The organism is Parapedobacter pyrenivorans (assembly GCF_014636865.1).
In the GTDB taxonomy this organism is placed as follows: domain Bacteria; phylum Bacteroidota; class Bacteroidia; order Sphingobacteriales; family Sphingobacteriaceae; genus Parapedobacter; species Parapedobacter pyrenivorans.
This window is the reverse complement of record NZ_BMER01000001.1, coordinates 1,829,435-1,854,537: the sequence shown is the minus strand read 5'-3', so window position 1 is coordinate 1,854,537 and position 25,103 is coordinate 1,829,435. Positions and strand designations below refer to the sequence as shown.

16 protein-coding genes and 5 tRNA genes are annotated in these 25,103 nt (G+C 48.1%); 2 read left to right on the top strand and 19 right to left on the bottom strand.

From position 1 onward, the window contains the following. Positions 1 to 11: 11 nt before the first annotated feature. The gene (locus IEV98_RS07280; protein WP_188505208.1) at positions 12 to 479 is read left to right on the top strand and encodes a pyrophosphohydrolase domain-containing protein; all 468 of its coding nucleotides are present in this window, start codon (positions 12 to 14) and stop codon (positions 477 to 479) included. Here IEV98_RS07280 and mnmL read toward each other — a convergent pair. From mnmL to IEV98_RS07205, 15 genes are all read right to left on the bottom strand, one after another. Continuing rightward, the gene (mnmL, locus tag IEV98_RS07275) at positions 440 to 1,402 is read right to left on the bottom strand and encodes a tRNA modification radical SAM protein MnmL/YtqA (RefSeq protein ID WP_188505207.1); all 963 of its coding nucleotides are present in this window, start codon (positions 1,400 to 1,402) and stop codon (positions 440 to 442) included. The two genes, IEV98_RS07280 and mnmL, sit on opposite strands and share 40 nt — an antisense overlap. A 120-nt stretch (positions 1,403 to 1,522) precedes the next feature. Further along, positions 1,523 to 5,803 (bottom strand): DNA-directed RNA polymerase subunit beta', encoded by a 4,281-nt coding sequence (gene rpoC / locus IEV98_RS07270; RefSeq protein ID WP_188505206.1) that lies wholly within the window; start codon positions 5,801 to 5,803, stop codon positions 1,523 to 1,525. Positions 5,804 to 5,837: 34 nt separating this feature from the next. After that, positions 5,838 to 9,647, bottom strand: coding sequence for a DNA-directed RNA polymerase subunit beta (rpoB, locus tag IEV98_RS07265; protein WP_188505205.1), 3,810 nt, complete (start codon positions 9,645 to 9,647; stop codon positions 5,838 to 5,840). 175 nt (positions 9,648 to 9,822) lie between these two features. After that, a complete protein-coding gene (gene rplL / locus IEV98_RS07260; protein WP_188505204.1) occupies positions 9,823 to 10,203 on the bottom strand; it encodes a 50S ribosomal protein L7/L12 in 381 nt (126 codons plus the stop codon). 76 nt (positions 10,204 to 10,279) lie between these two features. Then, on the bottom strand, positions 10,280 to 10,798 hold the full coding sequence (gene rplJ / locus IEV98_RS07255; protein WP_188505203.1) for a 50S ribosomal protein L10: 519 nt from the start codon (positions 10,796 to 10,798) through the stop codon (positions 10,280 to 10,282). Positions 10,799 to 10,800: 2 nt separating this feature from the next. After that, entirely contained in the window at positions 10,801 to 11,499 is a 699-nt protein-coding gene (rplA, locus tag IEV98_RS07250; protein WP_188505202.1) for a 50S ribosomal protein L1, read from the bottom strand. A gap of 22 nt (positions 11,500 to 11,521) precedes the next feature. Next, positions 11,522 to 11,965, bottom strand: a complete 444-nt coding sequence (rplK, locus tag IEV98_RS07245; RefSeq protein WP_188505201.1) for a 50S ribosomal protein L11 — start codon at positions 11,963 to 11,965, stop codon at positions 11,522 to 11,524. Between the two features lie 190 nt (positions 11,966 to 12,155). Next, positions 12,156 to 12,701, bottom strand: coding sequence for a transcription termination/antitermination protein NusG (gene nusG / locus IEV98_RS07240; protein ID WP_188505200.1), 546 nt, complete (start codon positions 12,699 to 12,701; stop codon positions 12,156 to 12,158). Positions 12,702 to 12,716: 15 nt separating this feature from the next. Further along, positions 12,717 to 12,911 (bottom strand): preprotein translocase subunit SecE, encoded by a 195-nt coding sequence (secE, locus tag IEV98_RS07235; protein WP_188505199.1) that lies wholly within the window; start codon positions 12,909 to 12,911, stop codon positions 12,717 to 12,719. Positions 12,912 to 12,928: 17 nt separating this feature from the next. Further along, a tRNA-Trp gene (locus tag IEV98_RS07230) sits at positions 12,929 to 12,999 on the bottom strand. 88 nt (positions 13,000 to 13,087) lie between these two features. After that, positions 13,088 to 14,275 carry an elongation factor Tu gene (tuf, locus tag IEV98_RS07225; protein ID WP_188505198.1) on the bottom strand — a complete coding sequence of 396 codons (1,188 nt, stop codon included), beginning with the start codon at positions 14,273 to 14,275 and terminating at the stop codon, positions 13,088 to 13,090. A gap of 65 nt (positions 14,276 to 14,340) precedes the next feature. Continuing rightward, positions 14,341 to 14,412, bottom strand: a tRNA-Thr gene (locus IEV98_RS07220). Between the two features lie 74 nt (positions 14,413 to 14,486). Beyond that, positions 14,487 to 14,559, bottom strand: a tRNA-Gly gene (locus tag IEV98_RS07215). 6 nt (positions 14,560 to 14,565) lie between these two features. Continuing rightward, positions 14,566 to 14,646 (bottom strand) — tRNA-Tyr (locus tag IEV98_RS07210). A 7-nt stretch (positions 14,647 to 14,653) separates the two neighbouring features. Then, positions 14,654 to 14,726 (bottom strand) — tRNA-Thr (locus IEV98_RS07205). 162 nt (positions 14,727 to 14,888) lie between these two features. Between IEV98_RS07205 and IEV98_RS07200 the strand changes: the two genes are divergently transcribed. Beyond that, entirely contained in the window at positions 14,889 to 16,043 is a 1,155-nt protein-coding gene (locus IEV98_RS07200) for a BamA/TamA family outer membrane protein (RefSeq protein WP_188505197.1), read from the top strand. Position 16,044: 1 nt separating this feature from the next. Here the strand turns inward: IEV98_RS07200 and IEV98_RS07195 are convergent, their stop codons facing one another. The 4 genes from IEV98_RS07195 to IEV98_RS07180 all read right to left on the bottom strand — a co-directional run bounded on the left by IEV98_RS07195 (position 16,045) and on the right by IEV98_RS07180 (position 25,101). Beyond that, the gene (locus IEV98_RS07195; RefSeq protein WP_188505196.1) at positions 16,045 to 17,499 is read right to left on the bottom strand and encodes a hypothetical protein; all 1,455 of its coding nucleotides are present in this window, start codon (positions 17,497 to 17,499) and stop codon (positions 16,045 to 16,047) included. A 763-nt stretch (positions 17,500 to 18,262) separates the two neighbouring features. Next, positions 18,263 to 18,847: a hypothetical protein gene (locus IEV98_RS07190; RefSeq protein WP_188505195.1), complete on the bottom strand. Its 585-nt coding sequence runs from the start codon at positions 18,845 to 18,847 to the stop codon at positions 18,263 to 18,265. A gap of 187 nt (positions 18,848 to 19,034) precedes the next feature. After that, a complete protein-coding gene (locus IEV98_RS07185; RefSeq protein ID WP_229738614.1) occupies positions 19,035 to 21,734 on the bottom strand; it encodes a zinc-dependent metalloprotease in 2,700 nt (899 codons plus the stop codon). A gap of 151 nt (positions 21,735 to 21,885) precedes the next feature. Further along, positions 21,886 to 25,101: a CHAT domain-containing protein gene (locus IEV98_RS07180; protein WP_188505194.1), complete on the bottom strand. Its 3,216-nt coding sequence runs from the start codon at positions 25,099 to 25,101 to the stop codon at positions 21,886 to 21,888. Positions 25,102 to 25,103: the final 2 nt, after the last annotated feature.

The following is a 25,103-nucleotide window of genomic DNA, read 5'->3' as shown; positions in this document are numbered from 1 at the left end:
AATATCATAAAATGACGGATCCCAAAACGTTGACGGCTGTCGCCGAGTTTCACAAAACATTTAAACATCCCATCCTACAGCATCCGTCAATACCCGACGAGAAGCGCTGTCGGTTACGGGTGGCTTTGCTGGCTGAAGAACTCAAAGAGCTCGAAGAAGCGATAAAAGACAACGACATTACGGAAATTGCTGATGCATTATGCGATCTGCAATACGTTTTATCCGGTGCTGTGCTGGAATTCGGATTGGCGGACAAATTTGCACAGCTTTTCGACGAGGTGCAACGTTCCAATATGAGCAAAGCATGCAAAACCATTGAAGAAGCCGACGCAACCGTTGCTCACTACCAGCAGAAGGGAGTTCCCTGTTTTTATGAGGAGGCCGACGGCCATTATTTGGTGTTCCGTACGGAGGATCGGAAAACACTTAAATCTGTCTTTTATTCACCAGCAGATCTGAACGGAATCTTACTCCCCTGATAAGCTTCCCGCCGTTCCAATTCTTTATCAATATAGGTCTGGATTGCTGACTTTCCCTTACCCCAATTGGGAGCAATTAACAACTCTTGGTCCGCCAGTCCAAAAAGTCGCTGGATCACGATATCAGTGCGCAGCAACGGGATAAACTCGCAGAGGAAATCTGTGTACTCTTCCAAACTGAACACATGAAACGGCTCCCGCTTGTATTGGACTCCCATAATGGAGCCTTCAACGATATGGAGATGGTGCAGTTTGACGAATTTGATCTGTGGGAAACGGTTGATTTCATCGGCATATCGTAGCATCATATCTTTGGTTTCCCAAGGAAATCCAAATATGGTATGCACGCAGATATCCAGCGGACTATCGGCCACCAGTCCAAGGGCATTTACCAATTCTTCGTGCGAGCAACCCCGATTTATCCGATTGAGTGTGTCGTTATAAATGGATTCCATCCCCATCTCTAAGTCGACATCATAACGATCAGCATAGCTCTCCAGTAAAGCCACCTTCTCCGCATCGATGCAATCGGGCCTAGTGCCGACTGACAATCCGACTACGTGCTCGGGGGCGACGCTTAGCGCCTCATCATAAAGTGCTTTGAGGTAATGGGCAGGCGCGTACGTATTGGTATTAGGTTGGAAATAAATCACGAATTTCTCAGCTCCATACCCGTTTACGGCACGCTTGATGCCTTCTTCTACCTGCTCCCGGATATCCGGTTGCCTACGGGCGGAGTCGGGGGTAAACGAATCAACGTTGCAATATGAACATCCACCGAACCCCTTACTACCATCACGGTTGGGGCAGGTAAAGTTGCCATCTACAATGATCTTGAATACACGCTTACCTTCGTATTTAGCACGCAGGTAAGCGCCGTAATGATTATAAGGCTTTTGTCCGATGTCCAAGAGGGTACCCATAGTGGTGCAAAGATACAACAAACTTAGAGAAGCGAACATCAATAAAAAAACCGCCAGGCAGAAATACCTGGCGGTTTAACCTATTTTATCAGCAACCTATTACAGCTTGCCGACCACCAACTAATCTTCCTCTTTCGAAGCCAACAGTTGATCATATTCTTCTTGAGAACCCACAATAATGCCCTCGTAATCACGCAAGCCCGTTCCAGAAGGAATCAGGTGGCCTACGATGACGTTCTCCTTCAAACCAAGTAGATTGTCTCGCTTACCTGCTATGGCAGCTTCGTTCAACACCTTCGTCGTTTCCTGGAACGATGCCGCAGAAATAAATGACTTGGTACCTAACGATGCTCGGGTAATCCCTTGCAACAGCGGACTGGATGTGGCAGGTATTGCATCCCGCACTTCTACCAATTTGAGGTCACGACGCTTCAAACCGGAATTTACATCCCGCAATTTGCGTAGTGAAACAATCTGTCCGGGCTTCAACTCGTTGGAATCTCCGGCCTCTACGACCACTTTCTTGTCGAAAATATCGTCGTTCTCTGCTACGAAATCCCACCTGTTTACCGCCTCCCGTTCCAAGAACCGCGTATCGCCCGGGTCTTCGATTTCCACCTTCTGCATCATTTGATGTACGATGGTTTCGAAGTGCTTATCGTTGATCTTCACCCCCTGTAAGCGGTAAACTTCCTGTATGCCGTTCACGAGATATTCCTGTACCGCAGATGGGCCCTTGATATTCAAAATATCAGCAGGGGAAATAGATCCGTCAGACAACGGCATGCCCGCTTTTACAAAGTCATTGTCCTGTACAAGGATATGCTTGGACAACGGAACCAGGTATTTCTTGATTTGCCCGTCGCGCGATTCAATGGATATTTCGCGGTTACCACGCTTCACACCACCTAACGTCACCACGCCGTCTATCTCCGTCACTACCGCCGGATTAGATGGATTGCGCGCTTCAAACAATTCTGTAACACGTGGTAAACCTCCCGTGATATCTCGCGTCTTGCCTGTCGAACGGGGTATTTTGGCGAGGATTACACCTTCCTTGACCGCAATACCATCATTCACCGAAACGTGTGCCCCCACGGGAATGTTATACGTCCGGATCACAGCACCCTTGCTATCCACAATCTTGATAGCCGGGTTCTTCGTTTTATCACGCGTATCGATGATCACCTTTTCACGGTGTCCGGTCTGTTCGTCAGATTCCTCCCGGAATGTTACTCCTTCGATAATGGCTTCAAATTCCACTTTACCACCAAACTCGGAGATAATCACGGCATTATAAGGATCCCAAGAACAAATACGCTGTCCTTTGGTTACCGTGTCCCCGGCATTGATATAAAGGTACGAACCATAAGGGATATTATTGGTCATCAACACCTTCCGCGATTCCGGGTCGACAATCCGGAACTCACCTGAGCGGCCAATAACCACTTGGTCAGGGCCTTCTTCTCCAACATGCGGTACCGAGCGGATATTTTCCAATTCAACGACACCGTCAAACTTCGCCAATATCTGCGATTCCGCTGCAATGTTAGACGCCGTACCACCTACGTGGAACGTACGGAGTGTAAGCTGCGTGCCCGGCTCACCGATGGATTGTGCTGCAATAACACCCACAGCTTCACCTTTTTGCACCCGCTTACCGGTTGCTAGGTTACGGCCGTAGCAAAGTGCACAAACACCGCGCTTGCTCTCACAGGTTAATACCGAGCGGATTTCCAAACCCTCTACTGCAGAGTGCTCGATTTTCGAGGCGATTTCCTCATCAATATCCTGATCGGCAGCGACCAGCTGATCACCGGTTATCGGATCAAAAACGTCATGCAGGGAAACGCGGCCGAGTATACGATCATACAACGGTTCGATGATGTCTTCATTATCTTTCAGCGCCGTAGTGTACACGCCTCTCAATCCACCGCAATCGCTATCCACAACGATCATATCCTGGGCCACATCATGCAAACGCCGGGTCAGGTAACCTGCATCGGCTGTCTTCAATGCCGTATCGGCAAGACCCTTACGTGCACCGTGCGTAGAGATGAAGTATTCCAATACAGATAGCCCTTCCTTGAAGTTCGACAAGATCGGGTTTTCGATGATCTCCCCACCTGACGAACCGGATTTCTGTGGCTTGGCCATCAGTCCCCGCATCCCACAGAGCTGGCGAATTTGCTCCTTGGAGCCGCGCGCTCCCGAATCGAGCATCATATAAACGGAATTGAACCCTTGATTGTCGGTCGAAAGGATTTCCATCACATTCGCGGTCAACCGGTTGTTGATACGCGTCCAGATGTCGATGATTTGGTTATAGCGTTCGTTATTGGTAATGAAACCCATGTTATAGTTATTCATTACCTCGTCCACTTCCCGCGTAGCCTGCTCAATCAAGTCAACCTTCGCATCCGGGATGTTCAAATCTTGCAGATTGAAAGACAGACCGCCCTTGAATGCCATTTGAAAACCCAGCTCTTTGATATCGTCGAGGAACTTCGCGGCCCGCGCCATACCGGTGATTTTCACCACCTGGCCAATCGTATCCCGCAACGACTTCTTTGTCAGCAATTCGTTGACATAGCCAATCTCTTGGGGAACAACCTGGTTGAACAGCACGCGTCCTACAGTAGTTTCAATGATGCGGTCCTCAATACTGCCATCCTTGCTCATCACCTTGGTTTTCACCTTGATCAAGGAGTGCAGCTCGATTTGCTTTTCGTTATGCGCAATAATTACCTCTTCGGGAGAATAGAAGGTCATGCCTTCCCCTTTCATCACCCGCGTTTCATCCGTCTTACGGCCTTTGGTCATGTAATACAGACCCAGTACCATGTCTTGTGAAGGAACGGTAATCGGCGTTCCATTTGCCGGGTTGAGGATGTTGTGTGAGGCAAGCATCAATATCTGCGCTTCCAAAATAGCTGCATGACCCAAAGGCAGATGCACCGCCATTTGGTCACCGTCAAAGTCAGCGTTGAATGCTGTACACACTAGCGGATGGAGTTGGATAGCCTTGCCTTCCACAAGCGTCGGTTGAAATGCTTGAATACCCAAACGGTGCAGCGTAGGTGCACGGTTAAGTAACACCGGATGCCCCTTCAGCACATTTTCAAGGATATCCCATACAACGGGGTCTTTGCGGTCCACTATCTTTTTTGCGGACTTTACCGTTTTCACAATCCCTCGCTCAATCATCTTGCGGATGATAAACGGCTTATACAATTCGGCCGCCATATCTTTCGGTAGGCCGCATTCATGTAATTTCAAGTTAGGGCCAACCACAATGACCGAGCGCGCGGAGTAGTCTACCCGTTTACCCAATAGGTTTTGGCGGAAACGGCCTTGCTTGCCCTTCAGGATATCCGAAAGCGATTTCAATGCCCGGTTACCTTCTGTTTTCACAGCATTCACCTTCCGGGAGTTATCAAAAAGGGAATCTACCGCTTCCTGCAACATCCGTTTTTCATTGCGGAGAATCACTTCTGGCGCCTTGATTTCCATCAAGCGTTTCAACCGGTTGTTGCGGATGATCACACGGCGATACAAATCATTTAAGTCCGAAGTGGCAAAACGTCCGCCCTCTAAGGGCACCAATGGCCGCAATTCAGGCGGGATAATCGGCACGATTTTCACAACCATCCATTCTGGACGGTTCTCGATCCGATCCCGGGAACCACGGAACGCCTCCACTACCTGCAACCGTTTCAGGGCTTCATTCTTCCGCTGCTGCGATGTTTCGTTGGCAGCTTGGTGGCGCAGATCATAAGAAAGTTGATCCAAATTGAGACGTTTCAATAGCTCCTCCAACGCCTCCGCACCCATCTTGGCGATGAATTTCTGCGGATCGGTATCATCAAGGAACTGATTTTCTTTCGGCAGGGTATCCAGAATATCCAAGTACTCCTCTTCCGTCAGGAAGTCCATGTATTGGATGCCGTCTTCTTCCTTCACGCCAGCTTGGATCACCGCATACCGTTCGTAATAGATGATCATATCGAGCTTTTTGGTGGGCAAGCCCAGCAAGTAGCCAATCTTGTTTGGCAACGAACGGAAGTACCAAATATGTGCTACGGGCACAACCAAGCTGATATGGCCCATACGCTCACGGCGCACCTTCTTTTCCGTTACCTCCACGCCGCAGCGATCGCATACAATGCCTTTGTACCGGATGCGTTTGTACTTACCGCAATGGCATTCATAGTCCTTTACTGGACCAAAAATACGTTCGCAGAACAAACCATCACGCTCCGGTTTGTATGTCCGGTAGTTGATTGTTTCCGGTTTCACGACTTCACCGCTGGAGCGCTCGAGAATGGTCTCGGGAGACGCCAAGCTGATGGTAATGGAGGTGAAGTTGCTTTTTATCTTGTTATCCTTTTTGTAAGACATACTTTCGTTTCTAAAGTTAAAGCGCTATGCTTGATTAATCCAACGTGATATCCAAACCTAAACCACGCAACTCATGCACGAGTACATTGAACGATTCGGGCACGGATGGTGTCGGCAAGTTATTGCCCTTGACAATGGATTCATACGTCTTGGCCCTGCCCACCACATCGTCAGACTTGACGGTCAGGATTTCTTGGAGGATATTTGAAGCACCGAATGCTTCCAAAGCCCACACTTCCATCTCACCAAAACGTTGTCCACCGAATTGCGCCTTACCACCAAGCGGTTGCTGGGTGATGAGTGAATACGGCCCGATGGAACGTGCATGCATCTTATCGTCTACCATGTGACCCAGTTTCAACATATAGATCACACCCACCGTAGTCGGTTGGTCGAAACGTTCTCCTGTCAAACCATTGTATAGGTAGGTCCGTCCAGATTCGGGAAGCTCGGCTTTTTCCACCCAGCCTTCTACTTCTTCGGTGGATGCACCATCGAAAATCGGCGTTGCGAATTTAACCCCAAGCTTTTGCCCGGCCCAGCCCAGTACCGTTTCGTAGATCTGGCCAAGGTTCATCCGCGAAGGCACACCCAGTGGATTCAGCACAATATCTACCGGCGTTCCGTCTTCCAGGAACGGCATGTCTTCGTCACGCACAATCCGCGCCACGATACCTTTATTTCCGTGGCGGCCGGCCATCTTATCCCCTACTTTGAGCTTACGCTTCTTCGCAATGAATACTTTGGCCATTTGTACAATGCCCGAAGGCAGTTCGTCACCCACACTAATGGCAAACTTATCCCGCTTATAGGCACCGAGCTCCTCATTGAGCTTAATGTTATAGAAATGGAGCGCCTGCTTGATTAGCTCGTTCTTATCCTCGTCGGTAGTCCATCCGGTAGGATTGACATTTACATATTCCAGATCCGTCAGGATTTTCTGCGTGAACTTAGCTCCCTTGGGTACCAACAGCTCCTTGTAGACATTGTAAATCCCCTGAGAAGTCTTGCCGTTTACGATCGTAAATAACTTATCGACCAGCTTATCCTTCAGCACTTTCAACGCTTTTGCGTGCTGGGTATCCAATTGATCGAGGGCTTTCTTCTCTTCTTCCTTGGCTACCTTCTTTGCCCGCGAAAACAGTTTGGTATCAATCACCACGCCATTGATAGACGGTGGGGTTTTCAACGAAGCATCCTTTACGTCACCGGCCTTATCGCCAAAGATTGCACGCAGCAACTTTTCCTCAGGCGAAGGGTCTGATTCGCCTTTGGGTGTAATCTTACCGATCAGGATATCGCCGTCACGAACCTCGGCGCCCACGCGGATGATACCATTTTCATCCAAATCCTTGGTGGCTTCCTCGGAAACGTTAGGAATATCAGCGGTCAATTCCTCCTCGCCGCGCTTCGTATCGCGCACTTCCAGCTCAAACTCTTCAATATGCAGTGAAGTGAAAATATCCTGGCTAACCACCCGCTCCGAAATCACGATCGCATCCTCGAAGTTGAACCCTTGCCATGGCATGAACGCCACTTTCAGGTTTCGTCCTAATGCCAACTCCCCATTCTGGGTCGCATAACCTTCGCACAACACCTGCCCCTTCTCCACCTTTTGCCCTTTTTTGACAATGGGCTTCAGGTTGATGCATGTACTTTGGTTCGTTTTCTTGAACTTGATGAGCCGATAAGTCTTCACGTCGTCGTCAAACGATACCAACCGTTCATCATCATTACGTTCGTAACGGATTTTGATTTCATTCGCATCTACATATTCCACTACACCGTTCGCTTCCGCGTTGATCAACGTACGCGAGTCACGAGCAACCCTTCCTTCCAAGCCCGTACCTACAACCGGAGCCTCCGGCCGCAATAATGGCACCGCTTGACGCTGCATGTTTGACCCCATCAGGGCACGGTTTGCATCATCATGCTCCAGGAAAGGAATTAAGGATGCTGCGATGGAGGTGATCTGGTTTGGCGCGATGTCCATCAGGTCCAGCTTCTCCGGCTCAATAACCGGGAAGTCACCTTCAAATCTCGCCTTCACTTTCGGCGTAATAAAATTCCCTTTATCATCGTACTCGGCGTTAGCCTGAGCGATGGTTTTGCCATCTTCATCCTCGGCAGAAAGGTAAATCACCGGTTCTTCAACCACAACCCGCCCTTCATCAACTTTCCGGTATGGTGTTTCAATAAAGCCAAGGTTATTGATTTTCGCGTGTACACACAGCGAAGAAATCAGACCGATGTTGGGACCTTCCGGCGTTTCGATGGTACATAGTCGGCCATAGTGTGTATAATGCACGTCGCGCACCTCAAAGCCCGCGCGTTCACGTGAAAGGCCGCCGGGTCCTAACGCCGATAGCCTGCGCTTATGCGTGATCTCCGCCAACGGATTGGTTTGGTCCATAAACTGCGACAGCTGGTTTGTACCAAAGAACGAATTGATCACAGACGATAAGGTGCGTGCATTGATCAAATCGGTAGGCGTAAACACCTCGTTATCCCGGATATTCATCCGTTCACGGATGGTACGGGCCATACGTGATAACCCTACCCCAAACTGCGAATAAAGCTGCTCTCCGACGGTACGTACCCGACGGTTAGACAAGTGGTCGATATCGTCGACTTCCGCACGCGAGTTAATGAGGTTAATCAAGTACTTCACGATCGCGATGATATCCTCCCGGGTGAGCACCTTGGTTTCGTCCGGCGTACCCAACTTCAACTTGCGGTTGATACGGTATCGGCCTACATCACCAAGATCATATCGTTTGTCGGAGAAGAACAAGCGCTCGATGATGCCACGAGCCGTTTCCTCATCGGGTGGTTCGGCATTACGCAACTGGCGATAGATGTGTTCTACAGCCTCTTTCTCCGAATTTGACGTATCCTTTTGCAAGGTATTGTAGATGATGGAATAGTCGGCATTGTTGGCCGCATCTTCTTTCGTCAGAATGATGGATTTCACGCCCGCGTCAATGATCAGATCAATGTGATCGTCTTCCAATACCGTTTCACGCTCCAATATCACCTCATTGCGGTCTATGGAAACCACTTCACCGGTATCTTCATCTACGAAGTCCTCTATCCATTTCTTTAATACCCTTGCGGCCAGCTTACGGCCTACATATTTCTTGAGTCCGGATTTGCTCACTTTTACCTCATCAGCTAATTCAAACAATTCCAAGATATCCTTGTCGGAATCATAGCCGATTGCGCGCAAAAGCGTGGTTACCGGAAACTTCTTTTTACGGTCTATATACGCATACATCACGTTGTTTACGTCCGTAGCGAATTCAATCCACGACCCTTTAAACGGGATAACCCGAGCCGAATACAACTTCGTGCCATTGGTGTGGCGGCTTTGGCCAAAAAACACACCCGGCGAACGGTGCAGTTGCGAAACGATGACACGCTCAGCGCCGTTGATCACAAAGGTCCCTTTCGGGGTCATGTAAGGAATAGTCCCCAAATAAACATCCTGCACGATGGTTTCGAAATCCTCATGTTCCTCATCATTACAGGAAAGGCGAAGTTTCGCCTTCAGGGGGACGCTATAAGTCAGCCCGCGTTCGATACACTCCTGGATACCATAACGCGGTGGATCAATGAAATAATCCAAAAACTCAAGTACGAAAATGTTCCTTGAATCAGAAATAGGAAAGTTTTCGGAAAATACCTTAAACAGCCCTTCCTGGTGGCGGTTGTCTGAAGTTGTTTCGAGCTGAAAAAACTCCCTGAAAGATTCCAATTGCACATCCAGAAAATCGGGGTAATCGATTACCTTTTTGCTGCTTGCAAAATTCACTCTTTCTTTTTGAATACTTTTGTTTGCCAAGGGAATAAGATTTTAGTTTAACTATTTAAACTGCACTTTTGATGCTGTTTTTGCCGTGTGAGGCATCCATATACAGCGTGGATATGATGGTAAGAGGAAAAGTCATAAACAGGGATAGACTCTGACGAAATCCACGTCAGAGTCTAACCCATTCAGGTACGTTGTATGATCTGAATTAGTTGATCTCAACAACTGCTCCTGCTTCTTCAAGTTGTTTCTTCAAAGCCTCAGCTTCGTCTTTCGCAACACCTGTCTTGATTTCTTTAGGTGCTCCGTCAACCAAGTCTTTCGCTTCTTTCAGGCCGAGACCAGTCAAATCCTTAACCAACTTAACCACGGCTAATTTCTGACCGCCAGCTTCTTTCAAAATCACGTCGAAAGAAGTTTTCTCTTCAGCAGCGGCAGGTGCATCACCGCCAGCAGCCGGACCGGCAACAGCAACAGCTGCAGCAGCAGGCTCAATACCGTACTCGTCTTTCAAGATTTGAGCTAACTCGTTAACTTCCTTTACTGTCAAGTTTACCAACTGCTCAGCAAACGCTTTTAAATCTGCCATTTTATTTTTAATTTTTGAATTTACTTTTTAAAAAACTATTAACAATCCTTTGGGTGTTTTGATTGGAGGAACCCATTTAACCTCTTTCTTGTAACGTCTTAACCAATCCGGCCAATGTATTGCCTCCAGACTGGAGTGCAGAAACAACATTCTTGGCAGGTGACTGCAACAGACCAATGATGTCACCGATGAGCTCATTTTTAGATTTGAGCTTGCTCAGCGTGTCAACTTGATTGTCGCCGATAAAAACGGCCGCATCGATATAGGCACCCTTCAGTACCGGCTTATCGCCTTCTTTCCGAAGCTCCTTGATCAATTTAGCCGGCGCGTTACCTGTTTCCGAAAACAGCATCGTAGACGACCCTTTCAGTATGCCGAGCAGGTCTTCTGAATCCACACCGGCCTCAACAAGTGCCTTTTGAATCAAGGTGTTCTTTACTACCTGGATCGCGATGCCCCTATCAAAGCACTTACGACGGATGCCATTGATCTTAGCCACAGTCAAATCAGCAGTGTCGGTAATATAAAAATTACCGTACGATTTAATCTGCTCAGCCAAAGCTTTAACAATTTCTTGTTTTTCTTCTCTTTTCATGATTAAATTCCCGCTACTGATTTAGTTTCAACATGGATACCCGGACTCATGGTAGAAGATAGGTAAATGCTTTTGAAATACGTACCTTTAGCAGCCGAAGGCTTCAATTTGGAGATTGTCTGTAACACCTCCAATGCGTTCTCATAAATTTTTTCCGGAGAAAAAGACGCTTTGCCGACGGATGTATGGATGATTCCGGTCTTATCAACCTTGAAATCAATTTTACCTGCCTTCACTTCAGTCACCGCCTTACCGATATCGGTCGTTACCGTACCTGTTTTAGGGTTAGGCATCAAGTTACGTGGCCCTAATATGCGGCCCAACTTACCCACCTTCGCCATCACACTGGGCATGGTAATAATGATATCAATGTCGGTCCACCCACCTTCGATCTTACTGATGTAGTCGTCCAATCCCACATGGTCTGCTCCCGCAGCTTTGGCTTCTTCCTCCTTATCAGGAGTACAAAGCACCAATACGCGAACGGTTTTACCCGTGCCATGTGGCAATGTAGCGATACCACGTACCATTTGGTTTGCCTTTCGGGGATCCACGCCGAGGCGCACATCAATATCCACCGAAGCGTCAAACTTGGCATTGGTAATATCCTTCACCAAGGCGGAAGCCTCTTGCAAAGAGTATGCTTTACCAATTTCAATCTTGGATAGTGCCGATTTTTGATTTTTTGTTAATCTTGCCACTTTCTTAAACTGATTTCGTTAATTAATTATTCCAGGGCGCACTACCGTTCACGGTAATACCCATACTACGTGCCGTTCCGGCCACCATGCGCATGGCTGACTCCAGCGTGAACGCATTCAAATCAGTCATCTTATCATTGGCAATGGTCTCTACTTGTTCCCAAGTTACCGAACCAACCTTATTACGGTTAGGCTCACCCGAGCCCCCCTTTATGCCCGATACCTCCATCAATTGTATGGCAACGGGAGGGGTTTTAATGATAAAATCGAACGATTTGTCGCTGTACACGGTAATGACAACGGGCAATACCTTACCAGGCTTGTCTTGGGTACGTGCATTGAACTGCTTGCAAAACTCCATGATATTGACCCCCTTTGCGCCCAATGCGGGCCCAACTGGAGGCGATGGATTCGCAGCGCCGCCCTTCACTTGTAATTTTACTAACGCACTGACTTCTTTTGCCATTTCTCGATCTTGAATTTAATTAATAAATGTTTGTTAGTAAGTTGGAAGCATTTAACGTAACATTTAGATTTTGAAGCGCTTATCGCTTTAATTGCAAACGCACCCCAAAATGGAGTGCAAAGGTACAATTTTTTTTCAAATATAAAGCAAAATGAAAAAATAAAGGCTCATCCTATCCAGGCGGCCTCCATCACTCCTTCTCCACTTGTATATAATTCAATTCCAATGGTGTCTTGCGGCCAAAGACCTTCACCATCACTTTCAATTTCTTTTTCTCTTCGTTCACTTCCTCAATCTCACCGGTAAATCCATTGAACGGACCATCGTTCACCTTCACCAATTCACCAACGTAGAAAGGTACATTTACGAGTTCGCCCTGTCCGGACATTTCGTCTACTTTACCCAAGATTCGATTAATCTCGGCCGGACGCAACGGAATCGGATTGCCCGATTTATCACCCAAAAAGCCAACAACACTATTGATATTTTTGATGACGTGCTCCAGTTCACCATCCAATGCAGCTTCCAATAACACATACCCTGGGTAGAAATTACGCTCTTTAGCCACTTTCTTGCCATCGCGCATCTGGTAATATTTCTCCATCGGAATCAGCACCTGAGGAACAAGATGATTGATACCCAATCGATTTATCTCAGCCTCAATATACTGCTTTACCTTCTTTTCCTTACCACTTACAGCCCGTACAACATACCATTTCAGCGCTTGATCTGCCATTTCTTCTTTCCCGTCTTAAGACCCAATGTTATAGAACAATTCCAGCACGTTACTCGATGCTTTATCCATCGCAAAAATAAGCAATGCGATGATGATAGACGCTACCAATACCACAATAGCAGAACTCTGCAGCTGAGACCAAGTGGGCCAAGTAACCTTTTGGCTCATCTCGGTATAGGAGTCTTTTATAAATTCAAGTACGTTTGCCATGTTCTGTCGATAATTAGCACGGGCACCAGGATTCGAACCCAGATCAAAGGTTTTGGAGACCTCTATTCTACCATTGAACTATGCCCGTGTTTAAATCATGTATTAGACACGATTAGCTAATCAGCGCATTCACTGATTAGCTAATCGGTTGGAATCGCAATCCCAAAGAATTGCAATTATTTAATGATTTCAGTTACCTGTCCGGCACCTACTGTCCTACCACCCTCACGGATAGCGAAACGAAGGCCTTTCTCCATTGCAATAGCGTTGATCAGCTCAACAGTAATCGTCACGTTATCACCAGGCATTACCATCTCTACCCCATCAGGAAGCGAGATTTCGCCCGTTACGTCTGTGGTGCGGAAATAGAACTGCGGACGGTATTTGTTGAAGAACGGCGTGTGACGTCCACCTTCTGCTTTCGACAAAACGTACACTTCAGCTTTGAATTGTGTGTGTGGCGTTACCGAACCTGGCTTGCAGATTACCATGCCCCGACGGATATCGGTCTTTTCGATACCACGCAACAACAAACCTACGTTGTCACCAGCTTCGCCACGATCCAATATCTTACGGAACATTTCCACACCCGTAACGGTAGATTTCAGGTTCTCGGCACCCATTCCCAAAATATCAACCTGATCTCCGGAATTGATCACACCACGCTCAATACGACCGGTAGCCACTGTTCCACGGCCAGTGATAGAGAATACGTCTTCCACAGGCATCAGGAACGGAAGCTCTGTCAACCGTGGAGGAATTGGGATGTAGTTATCTACAGCATCCATCAATTCCATGATTTTGTCTACCCACTGAGGCTCACCATTCAGACCACCAAGGGCAGAACCGCGAACTACAGGGATATCATCACCAGGGTATTCGTAGAATGACAACAACTCACGGATTTCCATTTCTACCAAGTCCAACAACTCGGGATCGTCTACCAAATCCACTTTATTCATGAATACGACCAATGCAGGTACACCTACCTGACGAGCCAATAGGATGTGCTCGCGAGTTTGGGGCATGGGACCGTCAGTAGCGGCTACTACGATGATAGCACCGTCCATTTGGGCAGCACCCGTAACCATGTTCTTTACATAGTCGGCGTGACCGGGGCAATCAACGTGTGCATAGTGACGGTTTGCTGTTTGGTATTCTACGTGCGATGTATTAATGGTGATACCACGCTCTTTTTCTTCTGGAGCGGAGTCAATCGAATCAAAAGAACGGACTTCAGAAAGTCCCTTATCTGCCAATACTTTTGTAATTGCAGCAGTAGTGGTTGTCTTACCGTGGTCAACGTGACCGATCGTACCAATGTTTAAGTGCGGCTTACTGCGGTCAAATTTCTCTTTTGCCATGTTGTATGCGAATTAGTAATTTAAAATTTTAATTGTATGAATGTTAACCTTATGTTACCCTTACGAGCCAATGATGGGACTTGAACCCATGACCTCTTCCTTACCAAGGAAGTGCTCTACCGCTGAGCTACATCGGCTTTGTGCCTACAATCCAAATCTCCGCCAATTCACCAACTTGATGGGCTGACGGAGTATTTTTCAACACATTATGAGCGGAAGACGGGTCTCGAACCCGCAACCTATAGCTTGGAAGGCTATCGCTCTACCAATTGAGCTACTTCCGCTTTGTGTGGGGGGAGAAGGATTCGAACCTTCGAAGCCGAAGCAACGGATTTACAGTCCGTCCCATTTGACCGCTCTGGAATCCCCCCAACTTAGAGCCCCCTGCCGGGATCGAACCAGCGACCTACTGATTACAAGTCAGTTGCTCTACCAGCTGAGCTAAGGAGGCAAATCTTCAAAAAACACCCCGTTTTCTTAGGGACTGCAAAGATATACAAACTTGGTTTAATACAAAAATTATTTACAAAAATCTACAACAGCTTCATCAGCTACCCTTGTCGGGCATTGCTTTCCACCACTAATCCGTATCTTCGTCCGCATTAATTGTGCTATGGGAGTAATATTACGTTGTCTTTTTTGTTTAGTTATCGGCGGCACGGTGCTGTCGGGCTTTGCCCAGGAACGGAAGAGCATCTGGGAACACAAGCTCATCAAACGGTTCATTTCTTCCGAAAAGGACAGTACCCGCTCGGCGGGCTTTGTGGTGGTCCCCGCATTGGGCTATGCCCAAGAAACGGGATTGGAATTTGGCTTGGCCGGTGTCTACAATTTTTACCTCAACAAGGCCGACTCCACAATCCGCACGTCCAACGTCACGTTTATCGGCACATTTACCACCGAGCGGCAGACCAACATCAAACTGGAATCCGATATCTGGACTACCGGTAATCGATACCACTATATCAGCGAACTTCGTTTCCGCAATTTCCCTTTCAATTTTTATGGCCTAGGCAACGAAACGGCCGCGCAGGATGAGGATGTCGTGCTTATGCAATTGATCCGTATACGCCTCGAAGGCGAGCGCCGCGTAGCTGCCAACTATTATGCCGGACTCAACATGGCGTATGAGCGTTTCGCTTTTTCCGATAAGGAAGCCGGCGGTATATTCGAAAACGCTTCCCCCTATGGACAACGGGGCGGGTATCACCTCCTTTTCGGGTTCTCCCAGCTGTTTGATACCCGGAACCGCAATACGTATACCACCGACGGATACTATGCGCGGGCAAAGTACATGTATTCACCGGGATTCGGTGGCGGCAGTAATTTCCAGGGAAGCGTAGTGGATATCGACCTGCGGGGGTTCTTTCCACTGAGCGGCACACTTACATTGGGTTTGAATGCCCACTATAAAACGTCATTCGGCAACCGAATCCCCTTTTATGTCTACCAAGAGTTGGGCGGCGATATGATGATGCGCGGTTATTATACCGGGCGTTATCGCGATCGTAGTTTACTGGCTGCACAAAGTGAGCTTCGCTACCGGTTCCATCCAAGGGTAGGGATGGCCGGCTTCGTCGGCACCGGCTCCACATTTAGCCACGGGTTGGCCCATGCACGTTTCGTACCATCTTTTGGCGGCGGACTCCGATATTTCTTCGACCTGGAGCACAACAGCAGCATAAGGCTTGACTATGGTTTCGGTGAGCAGCGCCCGGGCGAAAAACGCCAAGGCGGCTTCTACCTTTCGTTAAGCGAAGCGTTCTAGATCAAAACTCCCGATCCAAAACCTCACCCCAATCCGTATCAAGTGCCACCGCAAAGCCATTGATCGTGCCCGAATTCCCCAGCAAACGACCCGAGAGCCGAAGGCGGACATTGTTCCCCATGTCTTGCGATATCGTCACCGTGTTGAGTACAACGTCCCCTTCACCATAGGCGGTTAGCTCGTAGCTGACATTTTTTGTGCCGTCTAGCGGGCCGAAAAACTGATTCAAGGCTATCTGATAGTCCGCTGGTCTGTCAAACCCACTGAATGTGATGGATTGTGCATCGGACATCGGCAAATTCGCCGGAGTACCAAATGGGGTATACAGGTAGTTGTCGTGCCCTCTCGTCACCACAATTTTCTTGACGGCCTGCAAATCGGTTGACAAGTCTGTAAAGTCGAATTCCACGCGGCTGTAACACCTGGTCAACGTCGCCGTTTCAACCGCATCCGATCCGGCTACCTCCACATCTTCCAGTAGCACCGAATAGGTGACGGCACGGTGGTCATCAAAGTGCTGGCCAAAATAATACGCATTGGCATTCGTCAGGTCTTCAGGCAATAGGACTCCCTTATCGGATCGATACGCCAAAAACAACACATCGTATCGCCCCTCAGCCAGCTTCACATCCAGCGTACCGTCTTCACCAAGCACGTCCATCGCCATTGATTGTTGTTGGATTACGCTACCGTCTGCAGCCGAGAAAATGTAATAGTGCAACGTGCTGGGTATGGTGGGATCTCCAGGTTCGACTTCCGTATTGTATACGCCAGAGACGCGGATGTTGTCAAGTTTTAAAGTACCCGTATTTTCATTGTAATCACTACCCTCCCCCCGGTCGCCAGCAAAAAACTCAAACTTCAGTTTTAACATCCCGATGCCGATAAATTGCGGAAAAGAACTGATGTCAAATGAGTATCGATCACGTGTCGAGGTGCCAAACGGGTTAGTTGCGCTAAGCACTTCATAAGTATTACCATCATCCACGGAATACGAAAGTGAAAAATCTTTCGGCCCGGTACCTGAACTACTTATGTCGAAGTCGAAAGCCGTAAGCGATTCAATCTCCTGCATAGGAAGACTGATTTCCAAGGATTTTGCACCCGTTATACTCAATGCCCTGCCCGCTTCAACAGGAGCGAGCCCGAACCCGCCAACAAAATCCGGTTCCGTATTTTTTCCAACAAACGCTATCCCCGCTCCCACCTCGTCCACGGCGATATGCGGCTCCAACGTCTCTTCATTGAACGACCAATAATACAGATACTGCGGCTCCAAACCGGGCTCGATATTACGAAGCGCCTGCATTCCCCGCTTCGGAACACCAAGGGCTAAACGGGCCGTTGATTGCGCATCCGATAGCGGCGAGATTTCAGCTTCAAAACCAGATAGCTTAAACGTAATGTTGCGCAGTTCATCTGTCGGTGGTATGGGGATGTCTCGTTTACAGCTCACAAATAAACAAACGGCTACAAAAGCACAGGAATGTAAAAAAAGAGGACGGTGTTGTAAAAGTTTCATAGGTATATAATTAATGAGGTGAAACATACAAATTCAGGCATCTACCTAATCTTGCTTTTCAGCTTTCACCATTAATTAGCTACGTTCTGTTCTTTCGATGCAAGGGAGGCAGAAATTCAAGGCATGAGCGCCTGTGTAATCCAAAAATACGTTATTCATCTCTAAAAAGCGCCCTAAAGGCGATTTCGTGAACCAATCTTTACAATCCTATAAAAAAGAATAACAACTAGCATAATGGCTAGCGTACCGTTTATACATTAGGCACATAATTTACCTAAATAGAAATGGATATCGTTCGGCTCACATGGGTATACGCATTGAATCAAAAAAACCTCCCAATTAAAGCAGATTGTTTGTTGATAACAAACAAACATTTGCTTTAACTTTGACTAGTTATAGGAATAACCTAACGACCTCCGAATTTTACTAACAAACGCTTCGTAACTAATAAGTACAAGGATAAGACATTATTTGCAGTGAGTCCAAGGTGAGTCCGACATGAGTCCGAGGTGAGTCCGACTTTTTACGGTAAATCCTCGGACTCATTATGGATTCACTACGGTTTCTTCTTTAACTCATGACGAATAAGGTACGGACGTGGTCTTAAGCAGACACCTGCAGTGTATATATGAAGCACTTAGCGGTAGGGAATTGGTATCGGTGACTGGATAAAGATACAAAAAGATATCGATTATTCTCAAACATCTGCTCTTGGGTCGACACTTGCTTTTGGGTAACTCTCCTTCAAATGCTGGATTTCGTATACAAGGAAAATTGCTTCGGCTAACTTTTCAAAATAACCGATCGTCTTGAACGGCTCGTCTACATAATTAAATAATCCCTCATCGCCTTCCTTATAAGCGTAGATCAACAAATCATCCATAAGCGCTCGCCACTCGTCTAGGCTATGGAAGGTGAAAAAATCATCCAGAAACACCCGGACATCATTCTTCTCCTCGCGGTTTAGGCAGTTATAGTCGTTTTCATAACTTCGCACGTTGCCTGGTTTCAAATCCAAATCGGTACAATGCAAAACAAAAAGAATCTCAATTACCTTGATGATCTGTATTTGGTTGTAACCAAAACTTTTGCTGACTCCAGCATAAAACTCTTCCTTGTAGGAATAAGCCGTCTTCAGTAGGTCCAAGATATCCTGCCTGAGATAACAAAGTTCAGTCTCCTGCACACAAAACTCGTTTACGAAGCTGAATGGATTCTCCGTCTCTCCCGCATTCAAATACCTGAAATGTACTTGGCTTAAGGTTATTGGCTTGTTTTCCATGATTTGAGATTTAAGTTTAACAATGAATTTGACAACACAAAGATAATATCTTTTGATATATCACGTCACATCAAACTAATATTTTTATCACGATTAAACACAACCGACTAATAATCAACCAAAAAAAACCTGCCCACACCTTACTATGGTGGGCAGGTCATAGGTATTAAAAACACGTTAACCTACGCTAAGACTTATCTACCGACAGGGCCTTCGCTATCATGAACAGTAGGTTCTTGCGATGGGCGTCCGTTTGGGCGTCCGAGCCTGAAGCAGCGTCACCCAATTTAGTTTTGAGATCGGCGAGGGTTGCCAACGCAGCCGCCTTACTCGCATGGTCATAACCTGTTTTAGCCTCCAAGATACCGCTTAGCGCAGTCACATAATCGGTTTGTAGGTTCTGCCTAACAAGGTCGACGCTTCCACCCAAATCTGCATCAAAAATAGTTTCCGTTAAATCCTTCATCACCTCAGCTACGGAGTATTCATTTCCATATAAACTGCTGTTGTTAATACGCGAAAGCGTGGTTGGATGCAGGATATGCGAAAGCGTGCTTACCTGTAGCGACCTGAATGTATTCTGCGGTTTGTAATCTTCCGTACCGCTGAAGAAATTAAAACCCCTTCGCTGTGGCTGTAAATACGGAAACAATGCGTAATCTTCCTTGAATGCATCAGGCGCAAAAACATAGTTACCCAGCAATTCCATTGCTTTCTTCTGGGTTGCTAGTGGTACAGGGGTATACGGCTGTATGTCTGTTTCTTGCCCTACGAAACTGCGATCCACATACACGCCCCCAATGTAACGGCTGATCGCTGCCGCCATACTAAACCGCTGGCTGTTCAATTGGCTATAGCGCTGGAGCAATTCCTGATACCCTTGATTGGGACGACTGAAGCGACTCTTCAATTTCGGCATCATATCGTTTACCAATAAGAAGCGTTCCTCACCATAGGCCATCATGTCATTGGAATGATCGTTTACGTTCACCCGCGGATCGATGGCTTTGCCGGGGCTGCGCATATCATCCGCATCGTTTCCGAAAGCAAGCTGCGGGTCTGTACTCTTGCTCAATATCCTGGTCAGCCCTCTTTCTTCCTCCGCTGGAGTGAAAGGCGTATAACCATATTCAATTGCCCAAATGTCATAGGGACCGGCCTTGGTGGTGTAGTAGTCGCCTTGTTTGCTACGGTCTCGGCTCACATTGATGGCCGGATAGTCCATTACCGATCCTTGCAGGCCGATTTTGCGCGTCAGCTTCGTATCGTGCAATTGCTCGGGACTTAGCATCTGGCTTGCCCGCATGTTGTGGTTCAACCCCAAGGTATGTCCCATTTCATGCATGATCAGGTAGTACAGGAATTGCTTGTGCATCTCCCTTACGGTTTCGGCTCTGCCGGCATCACTGGAGCTCGCGTCCAAGGTTTCTACCGCAACCAGTCCGGTTTGGTACTGCATGCTCAGTTCGTTTGCCATATTACAAAGTGCCATGCGGTTTATCTGCGAATGGTGTATATAATCCACCTGTGGCGCCACCGCCTGTGCTGGATCTTCCCAAGGCAACGACGCCGTCATCGCATTGCTGCCGTTGAACAGGTCATCCATTACCGGTGTGCCGGCACCTGATTTCCACTCCACGGTGATATCCGCGCCCAAGATCTGCCCTGTCAATGGATTGAAGAAGCTGGGGCCGATTGCTCCGTAACTTGGGCTAGCCGACGATTTCCAGCGGATTACGTTGTAGGCGATATCCGCCGGATCCCAGTCTACGTCATCCGGCATCTGCTTCATCACGATGGCATTTTTGAATCCCGCAGCTTCAAATGCCTCGTTCCATTTCTCACCTGCTTCCTTGATAATGGGCCGATATTCCAGCGGTGTGGTATTTTCTATCCAAAATATAATCGGCTCCACGGGCTCGGTTATCCGGGCATTCGGATTTTTCTTTTCCAAATGCCAGCGGCTGATGAAATCGCGGTAAGGCGTGGGCGATATTGACGTTAGGTCATCCACCTGTGCACCGAAGTAGCCCACCCTTGGATCGTCCCGCCGCGCCCGGTAGCTATTCTGCGGTACTTCCAAAAACGAGTGCTGCATCTTCACCGTCACGTAACGTGCATCCGTGATATCCTTTCCGCCGCCGCTCATCGGTGCTGGGTTCTCATAGGTCAGTCTCACCACCACATCCGTATTTTTCGGGAAAGAACGTATGGTATCATAGCTCGATTTTCCGGTGCTCAGGTTACCTAGATTGAATACGGTAGGCGGCGTACCCGGAGGCATCACTGGTTTTACCGCATCCAGTTTGTTGCTGATAAACAGGCCATCGATCGGAATGAGGTAACCAGCGCTATCCGACGCGGCGATCTTTTCCGAATGGAATATCGTTTCCGCCACGTCCGCATTGGCCGCCTTACTCACCGGGTTGTCCGGATCGTAATAAAATGCCGTGTTCTGCTGCAGGAACTCGATCTTGTCGTTATGCTTACGGATACTGAACAGCCACGTATCCCGGATCATATTCTGGTTGAGGTATAGCGCCGTAGGGCCACCCATGGAAAAACTCTGATAAATAAAATTCTTATCCAGCTGTTCTTTCGTCAGGTAAAGCTGCAAACTGGCGTTAGCGGTATCCTGGTACAACGTAAAAAGTCCATCGATTTTCTTGCTCGATTTAATCTTTTCGTCAATGGTTGGCTTTTCATCCTTTTTTTTCTTTGCCGAGTCGGCGGCGGCCGTCTTTGTACTGTCGGGCGGCACTACCTTGGTGGTGTCAGGTTGCTTTTTGGAAAGGGTGTCTTGTAAGGAATACATCCTCACATCGGCCGAGGCAGGCGTAGCGAAAAACAGGCTACCCGCAACGGCTAATAGTAATACATACTTCATGCGATTTAGTTAAAAATTATACATTCATGTGCCGGTCCTTTGGAGACCAAAGCCGGGGCTCATCTTAATTGGACGCTCCAGAACCAGATTAGTTGCTTGCGAACATCGGAAATTACTACATTAATGAATGTAATACTTTTGTTACGAAAAATCAACGGTGCTTTCGCCATCTGAAAAATGCCATGGCGGCAATAGCCAGCGTAGTCAGGCTCGCAACCCAATACAACCACCTGTAATCTTCATAAAGTGGTGTCCGATCACCAATCAATGCCAAACCTGCCCAATAATAGGGGTGTGCCAGCCGGTCATCTTCAGCCCGTATCCACCGAAGTTTTGACTCCCTCAATGCTTCACTTTTGCTTTTGCCTTTGGCCAAGTACTCGTAGAATTTAGCAATGATATCCGTGCTCGCTTTTTCATCGATCTTCCACAGGCTCATCACAACGCTCGGGCATCCTGCATGCATAAAGCTGTGAGCCAACGAAATAACACCTTCACCATCACGCCAGGCACCGGCTCCCGTTTCACATGCCGTGAGCACGGCAAGCTCGGCGCGCAGCTGCATGGCGTAAATTTCGTAAGCATACAGGTAGCCATCGTCCGTGTTTAGCGTATCCTCTGCAAGCGCCTTGGCAAAGAAAAGCCGCGACTGCAAAGGTGATTCGTTGTTTACCTCGGCATGGGTACCGAAGTGCAGGATCCGGTATTCGGGAGCCAAACGCTTGAATAGATACTCCTGTGCGAGCTGCTCGGCATACAAATCATTGTTTACCCATCTTCCAATCTTCAGGGCGGCCTGCAGGGAAAAAGGCTGCCGGTAGAGGTATAAGTAATCGTCATCCGCCTGGCCGGACAAACTTTCCCGGTAGTCCGCCTTCATCTTATCGGTGAATACTGGAGCGAACAACAAGGCCCGTTCCTTTGATTCCCCACGGAACGCTTTTCTAAATTGCATGGCACTCGCTGCCGACAAGAGATACGACACGTCGTACTGGTGGATAAGATAGGGCATCTTCGAAAATAATTTCGTTGGTCGGTCGGATATCAGTATCTCAAAATTGAGGGCATAGAGTGCTGCATCGGGAACGATTAGCAACCGATTTCCAGCAAAATGCGACTTCACCGGTTCGATAAGTGCCTGGTATAGTGCGAAAGCACGTTTCCCAAACGATTCGGCTGTTAGCCCATGGAGCTCCTTCAAGTATTTTATGCCGTCAAGGACCGCCCGGTCAGCGCGGTGCACATGGAACGATGTGGGCGTCAAGACGAAAATAAACACTGATTGGTCCGTAACGGCATATTCGATCAATGTCTCACCCCGCCGAAGCAAGTGTTTCTTGATCTCGTCAATGGGATACGGATCCAGCTCATGTTTCACGCGGAGGGTCTTATTTTCCAATTTCTTGAGGCTATCCTGAAAATCACGGTATCGCTCCATGGCGTTCGACAATAAAGTGAGGAGCGAATCGTCCCGCCCGCCGTTCAGGTATTGAAGATTCAGTACACCAATCCGCGTGCGAAAGTCCCGGTCACGTGTCTCCACAGCATCCTTTTCCCCGCCCTGCGCGTCGACCAACATGTTGTTGGCGGCAAGCCGCAGCAACAGCGCCTTGCCACGTTCGGCGTATCCAAAAGCACGCGCCAGATAACGGTGTTCTTTCTCTTTCTCTGCCAGTTCCCAACAGGCTTCTACGGCCATCGAATAGATTTCCTTATTGACTCCGGCCAGATCGATGAGCGCAGCCTGCGAGCGGAAGACATGCAGGTTGTTCGAGATCAAATCCGCGTAATTATCCGTAAGCGACAACAGCTGAATGAGGAAGCTACGATTACACGACTCGGCATGCAACTGTTGCAGGATCTCCATGCGTCTGTGGATATATATGGAGGTATTATGGCTGAACGGCAACCGGGAAACCCAATGGGCTGCATTACCAGGTAGCGTGCTACACATCAGTATCTCCACGAAGACGCTGTCGGAAAAAGCCAGGGCTTCCTTCGATCGACCAGCATCGAGGTAAAGCCCGCTGATGCCATGCAGTTTATCTGCGATGGTTTCATGACCGTACGGGTATATTTTTCGAAACTCAGCCAATACTGTTCGTTGAAGTGCCAAGGCCTCATCCACCTGCCCGGCAGCCGCCATCGTTACGGCTAGGTTCTTTTTGGCATATAATGCCAGTTCCGTATGCTGGGCGCCCGACTGCCTGTATCTATCCAACGCCTTTAGGTACCATATGCCTGCTTCCTGGTATTGTGCCTGATCGAAATACCAATCTCCCAAATAGACTTCCACATATGCCATTCCCGCAACGTCATCCCCTCCCTGCTTTTGTTGCACGTCATAAGCCTTGGCCAGCCATCGCCTGGCCTCTCCATACTGTCCAACCTTGGACTTATGGACTGCCAGATCCACCCATACTTTCACCATGCCCAGACCTTCTTCGCCATAGGTCTGCTCCAGCAGCTTACTGCCTTTCTCCAGGTACTCCTGAGCCAGAAAAGGCTCGTTGACGTATCCGTATAATTGTCCTAAATTCTGGTAGGCAGCCGCCAATGAAAATCCATTTTTGGTGTTGATATAGTTGCCGAGCTGGATATTCACCGACTTTTGCCGATGATGGAAAGCCTCTTCATAACGATGCAGCGTCTCATAGATGATTGCCAAACTGTTGTGCATCACGCCAATGTTCGGATGATCCGGGGGATAGTGCAGCTGGATGACACGTTGAAATTCCTTTGCATCCACCAATGCCTGCTGATAATCTTCGCTGTAACGGCTGATGTAATACCGGACCTGCAAAATCATAGGCATATCTATCCCATCCTTACCTTCAAGGGCCGCATTCATATCATACGCACGCTGCACATATCGCATGGCCGGCACAAAATCCTCCAGCGTGAGGTGCATCACCGCAATATAGTTATAAAGCAACACGTAGTGCCTATTGGGCGGTTTTGAAGATTCCACAGCAGCCTCCGCCCTACTAAAATAGTTTGCCGCAGCCTTAAAATCGTACTGTTGGGTGAGCAGCTGTCCCATCCGACTGTAGGCTGCCACACGTGCTACGCTTTTCAGTGGCAGTTTTCTAGCTACGCCCACCGCAGTGTCCATCACATCAAGGGCCTCTTCCAATCCGGTCTGCGTCCAAACGACGAGTGCCTGCTGCACATATGAAAACACGAGGCTGTCCAGTTGTGCATGCTGCTGATAACGTGTTACCGCACTGGCGATGTAATGGCCTGCGCTGTCCAGTTTGTTTTCGCGATAGGCGCGAATGGCCTTATCATAGTCGCCTTCTTGTGCCAGGACAGATAGCACAAGGCTGCTACTCAATCCGACGAATAACAAGGCCAACCGTCTCATAG

Excerpts from the sequence above, each read along its gene's own strand:
- IEV98_RS07280 (WP_188505208.1), top strand. The coding sequence starts at position 12 with ATGACGGATCCCAAAACGTTGACGGCTGTCGCCGAGTTTCACAAAACA.
- mnmL (WP_188505207.1), bottom strand. The coding sequence starts at position 1,402 with ATGGGTACCCTCTTGGACATCGGACAAAAGCCTTATAATCATTACGGC.
- rplJ (WP_188505203.1), bottom strand. The coding sequence starts at position 10,798 with ATGAAAAGAGAAGAAAAACAAGAAATTGTTAAAGCTTTGGCTGAGCAG.
- rpoC (WP_188505206.1), bottom strand. The coding sequence starts at position 5,803 with ATGTCTTACAAAAAGGATAACAAGATAAAAAGCAACTTCACCTCCATT.
- IEV98_RS07185 (WP_229738614.1), bottom strand. The coding sequence starts at position 21,734 with ATGAAGTATGTATTACTATTAGCCGTTGCGGGTAGCCTGTTTTTCGCT.
- nusG (WP_188505200.1), bottom strand. The coding sequence starts at position 12,701 with ATGGCAGATCAAGCGCTGAAATGGTATGTTGTACGGGCTGTAAGTGGT.
- secE (WP_188505199.1), bottom strand. The coding sequence starts at position 12,911 with ATGGCAAACGTACTTGAATTTATAAAAGACTCCTATACCGAGATGAGC.
- IEV98_RS07200 (WP_188505197.1), top strand. The coding sequence starts at position 14,889 with ATGGGAGTAATATTACGTTGTCTTTTTTGTTTAGTTATCGGCGGCACG.
- IEV98_RS07180 (WP_188505194.1), bottom strand. The coding sequence starts at position 25,101 with ATGAGACGGTTGGCCTTGTTATTCGTCGGATTGAGTAGCAGCCTTGTG.
- rplL (WP_188505204.1), bottom strand. The coding sequence starts at position 10,203 with ATGGCAGATTTAAAAGCGTTTGCTGAGCAGTTGGTAAACTTGACAGTA.
- rplK (WP_188505201.1), bottom strand. The coding sequence starts at position 11,965 with ATGGCAAAAGAAGTCAGTGCGTTAGTAAAATTACAAGTGAAGGGCGGC.
- tuf (WP_188505198.1), bottom strand. The coding sequence starts at position 14,275 with ATGGCAAAAGAGAAATTTGACCGCAGTAAGCCGCACTTAAACATTGGT.
- IEV98_RS07190 (WP_188505195.1), bottom strand. The coding sequence starts at position 18,847 with ATGGAAAACAAGCCAATAACCTTAAGCCAAGTACATTTCAGGTATTTG.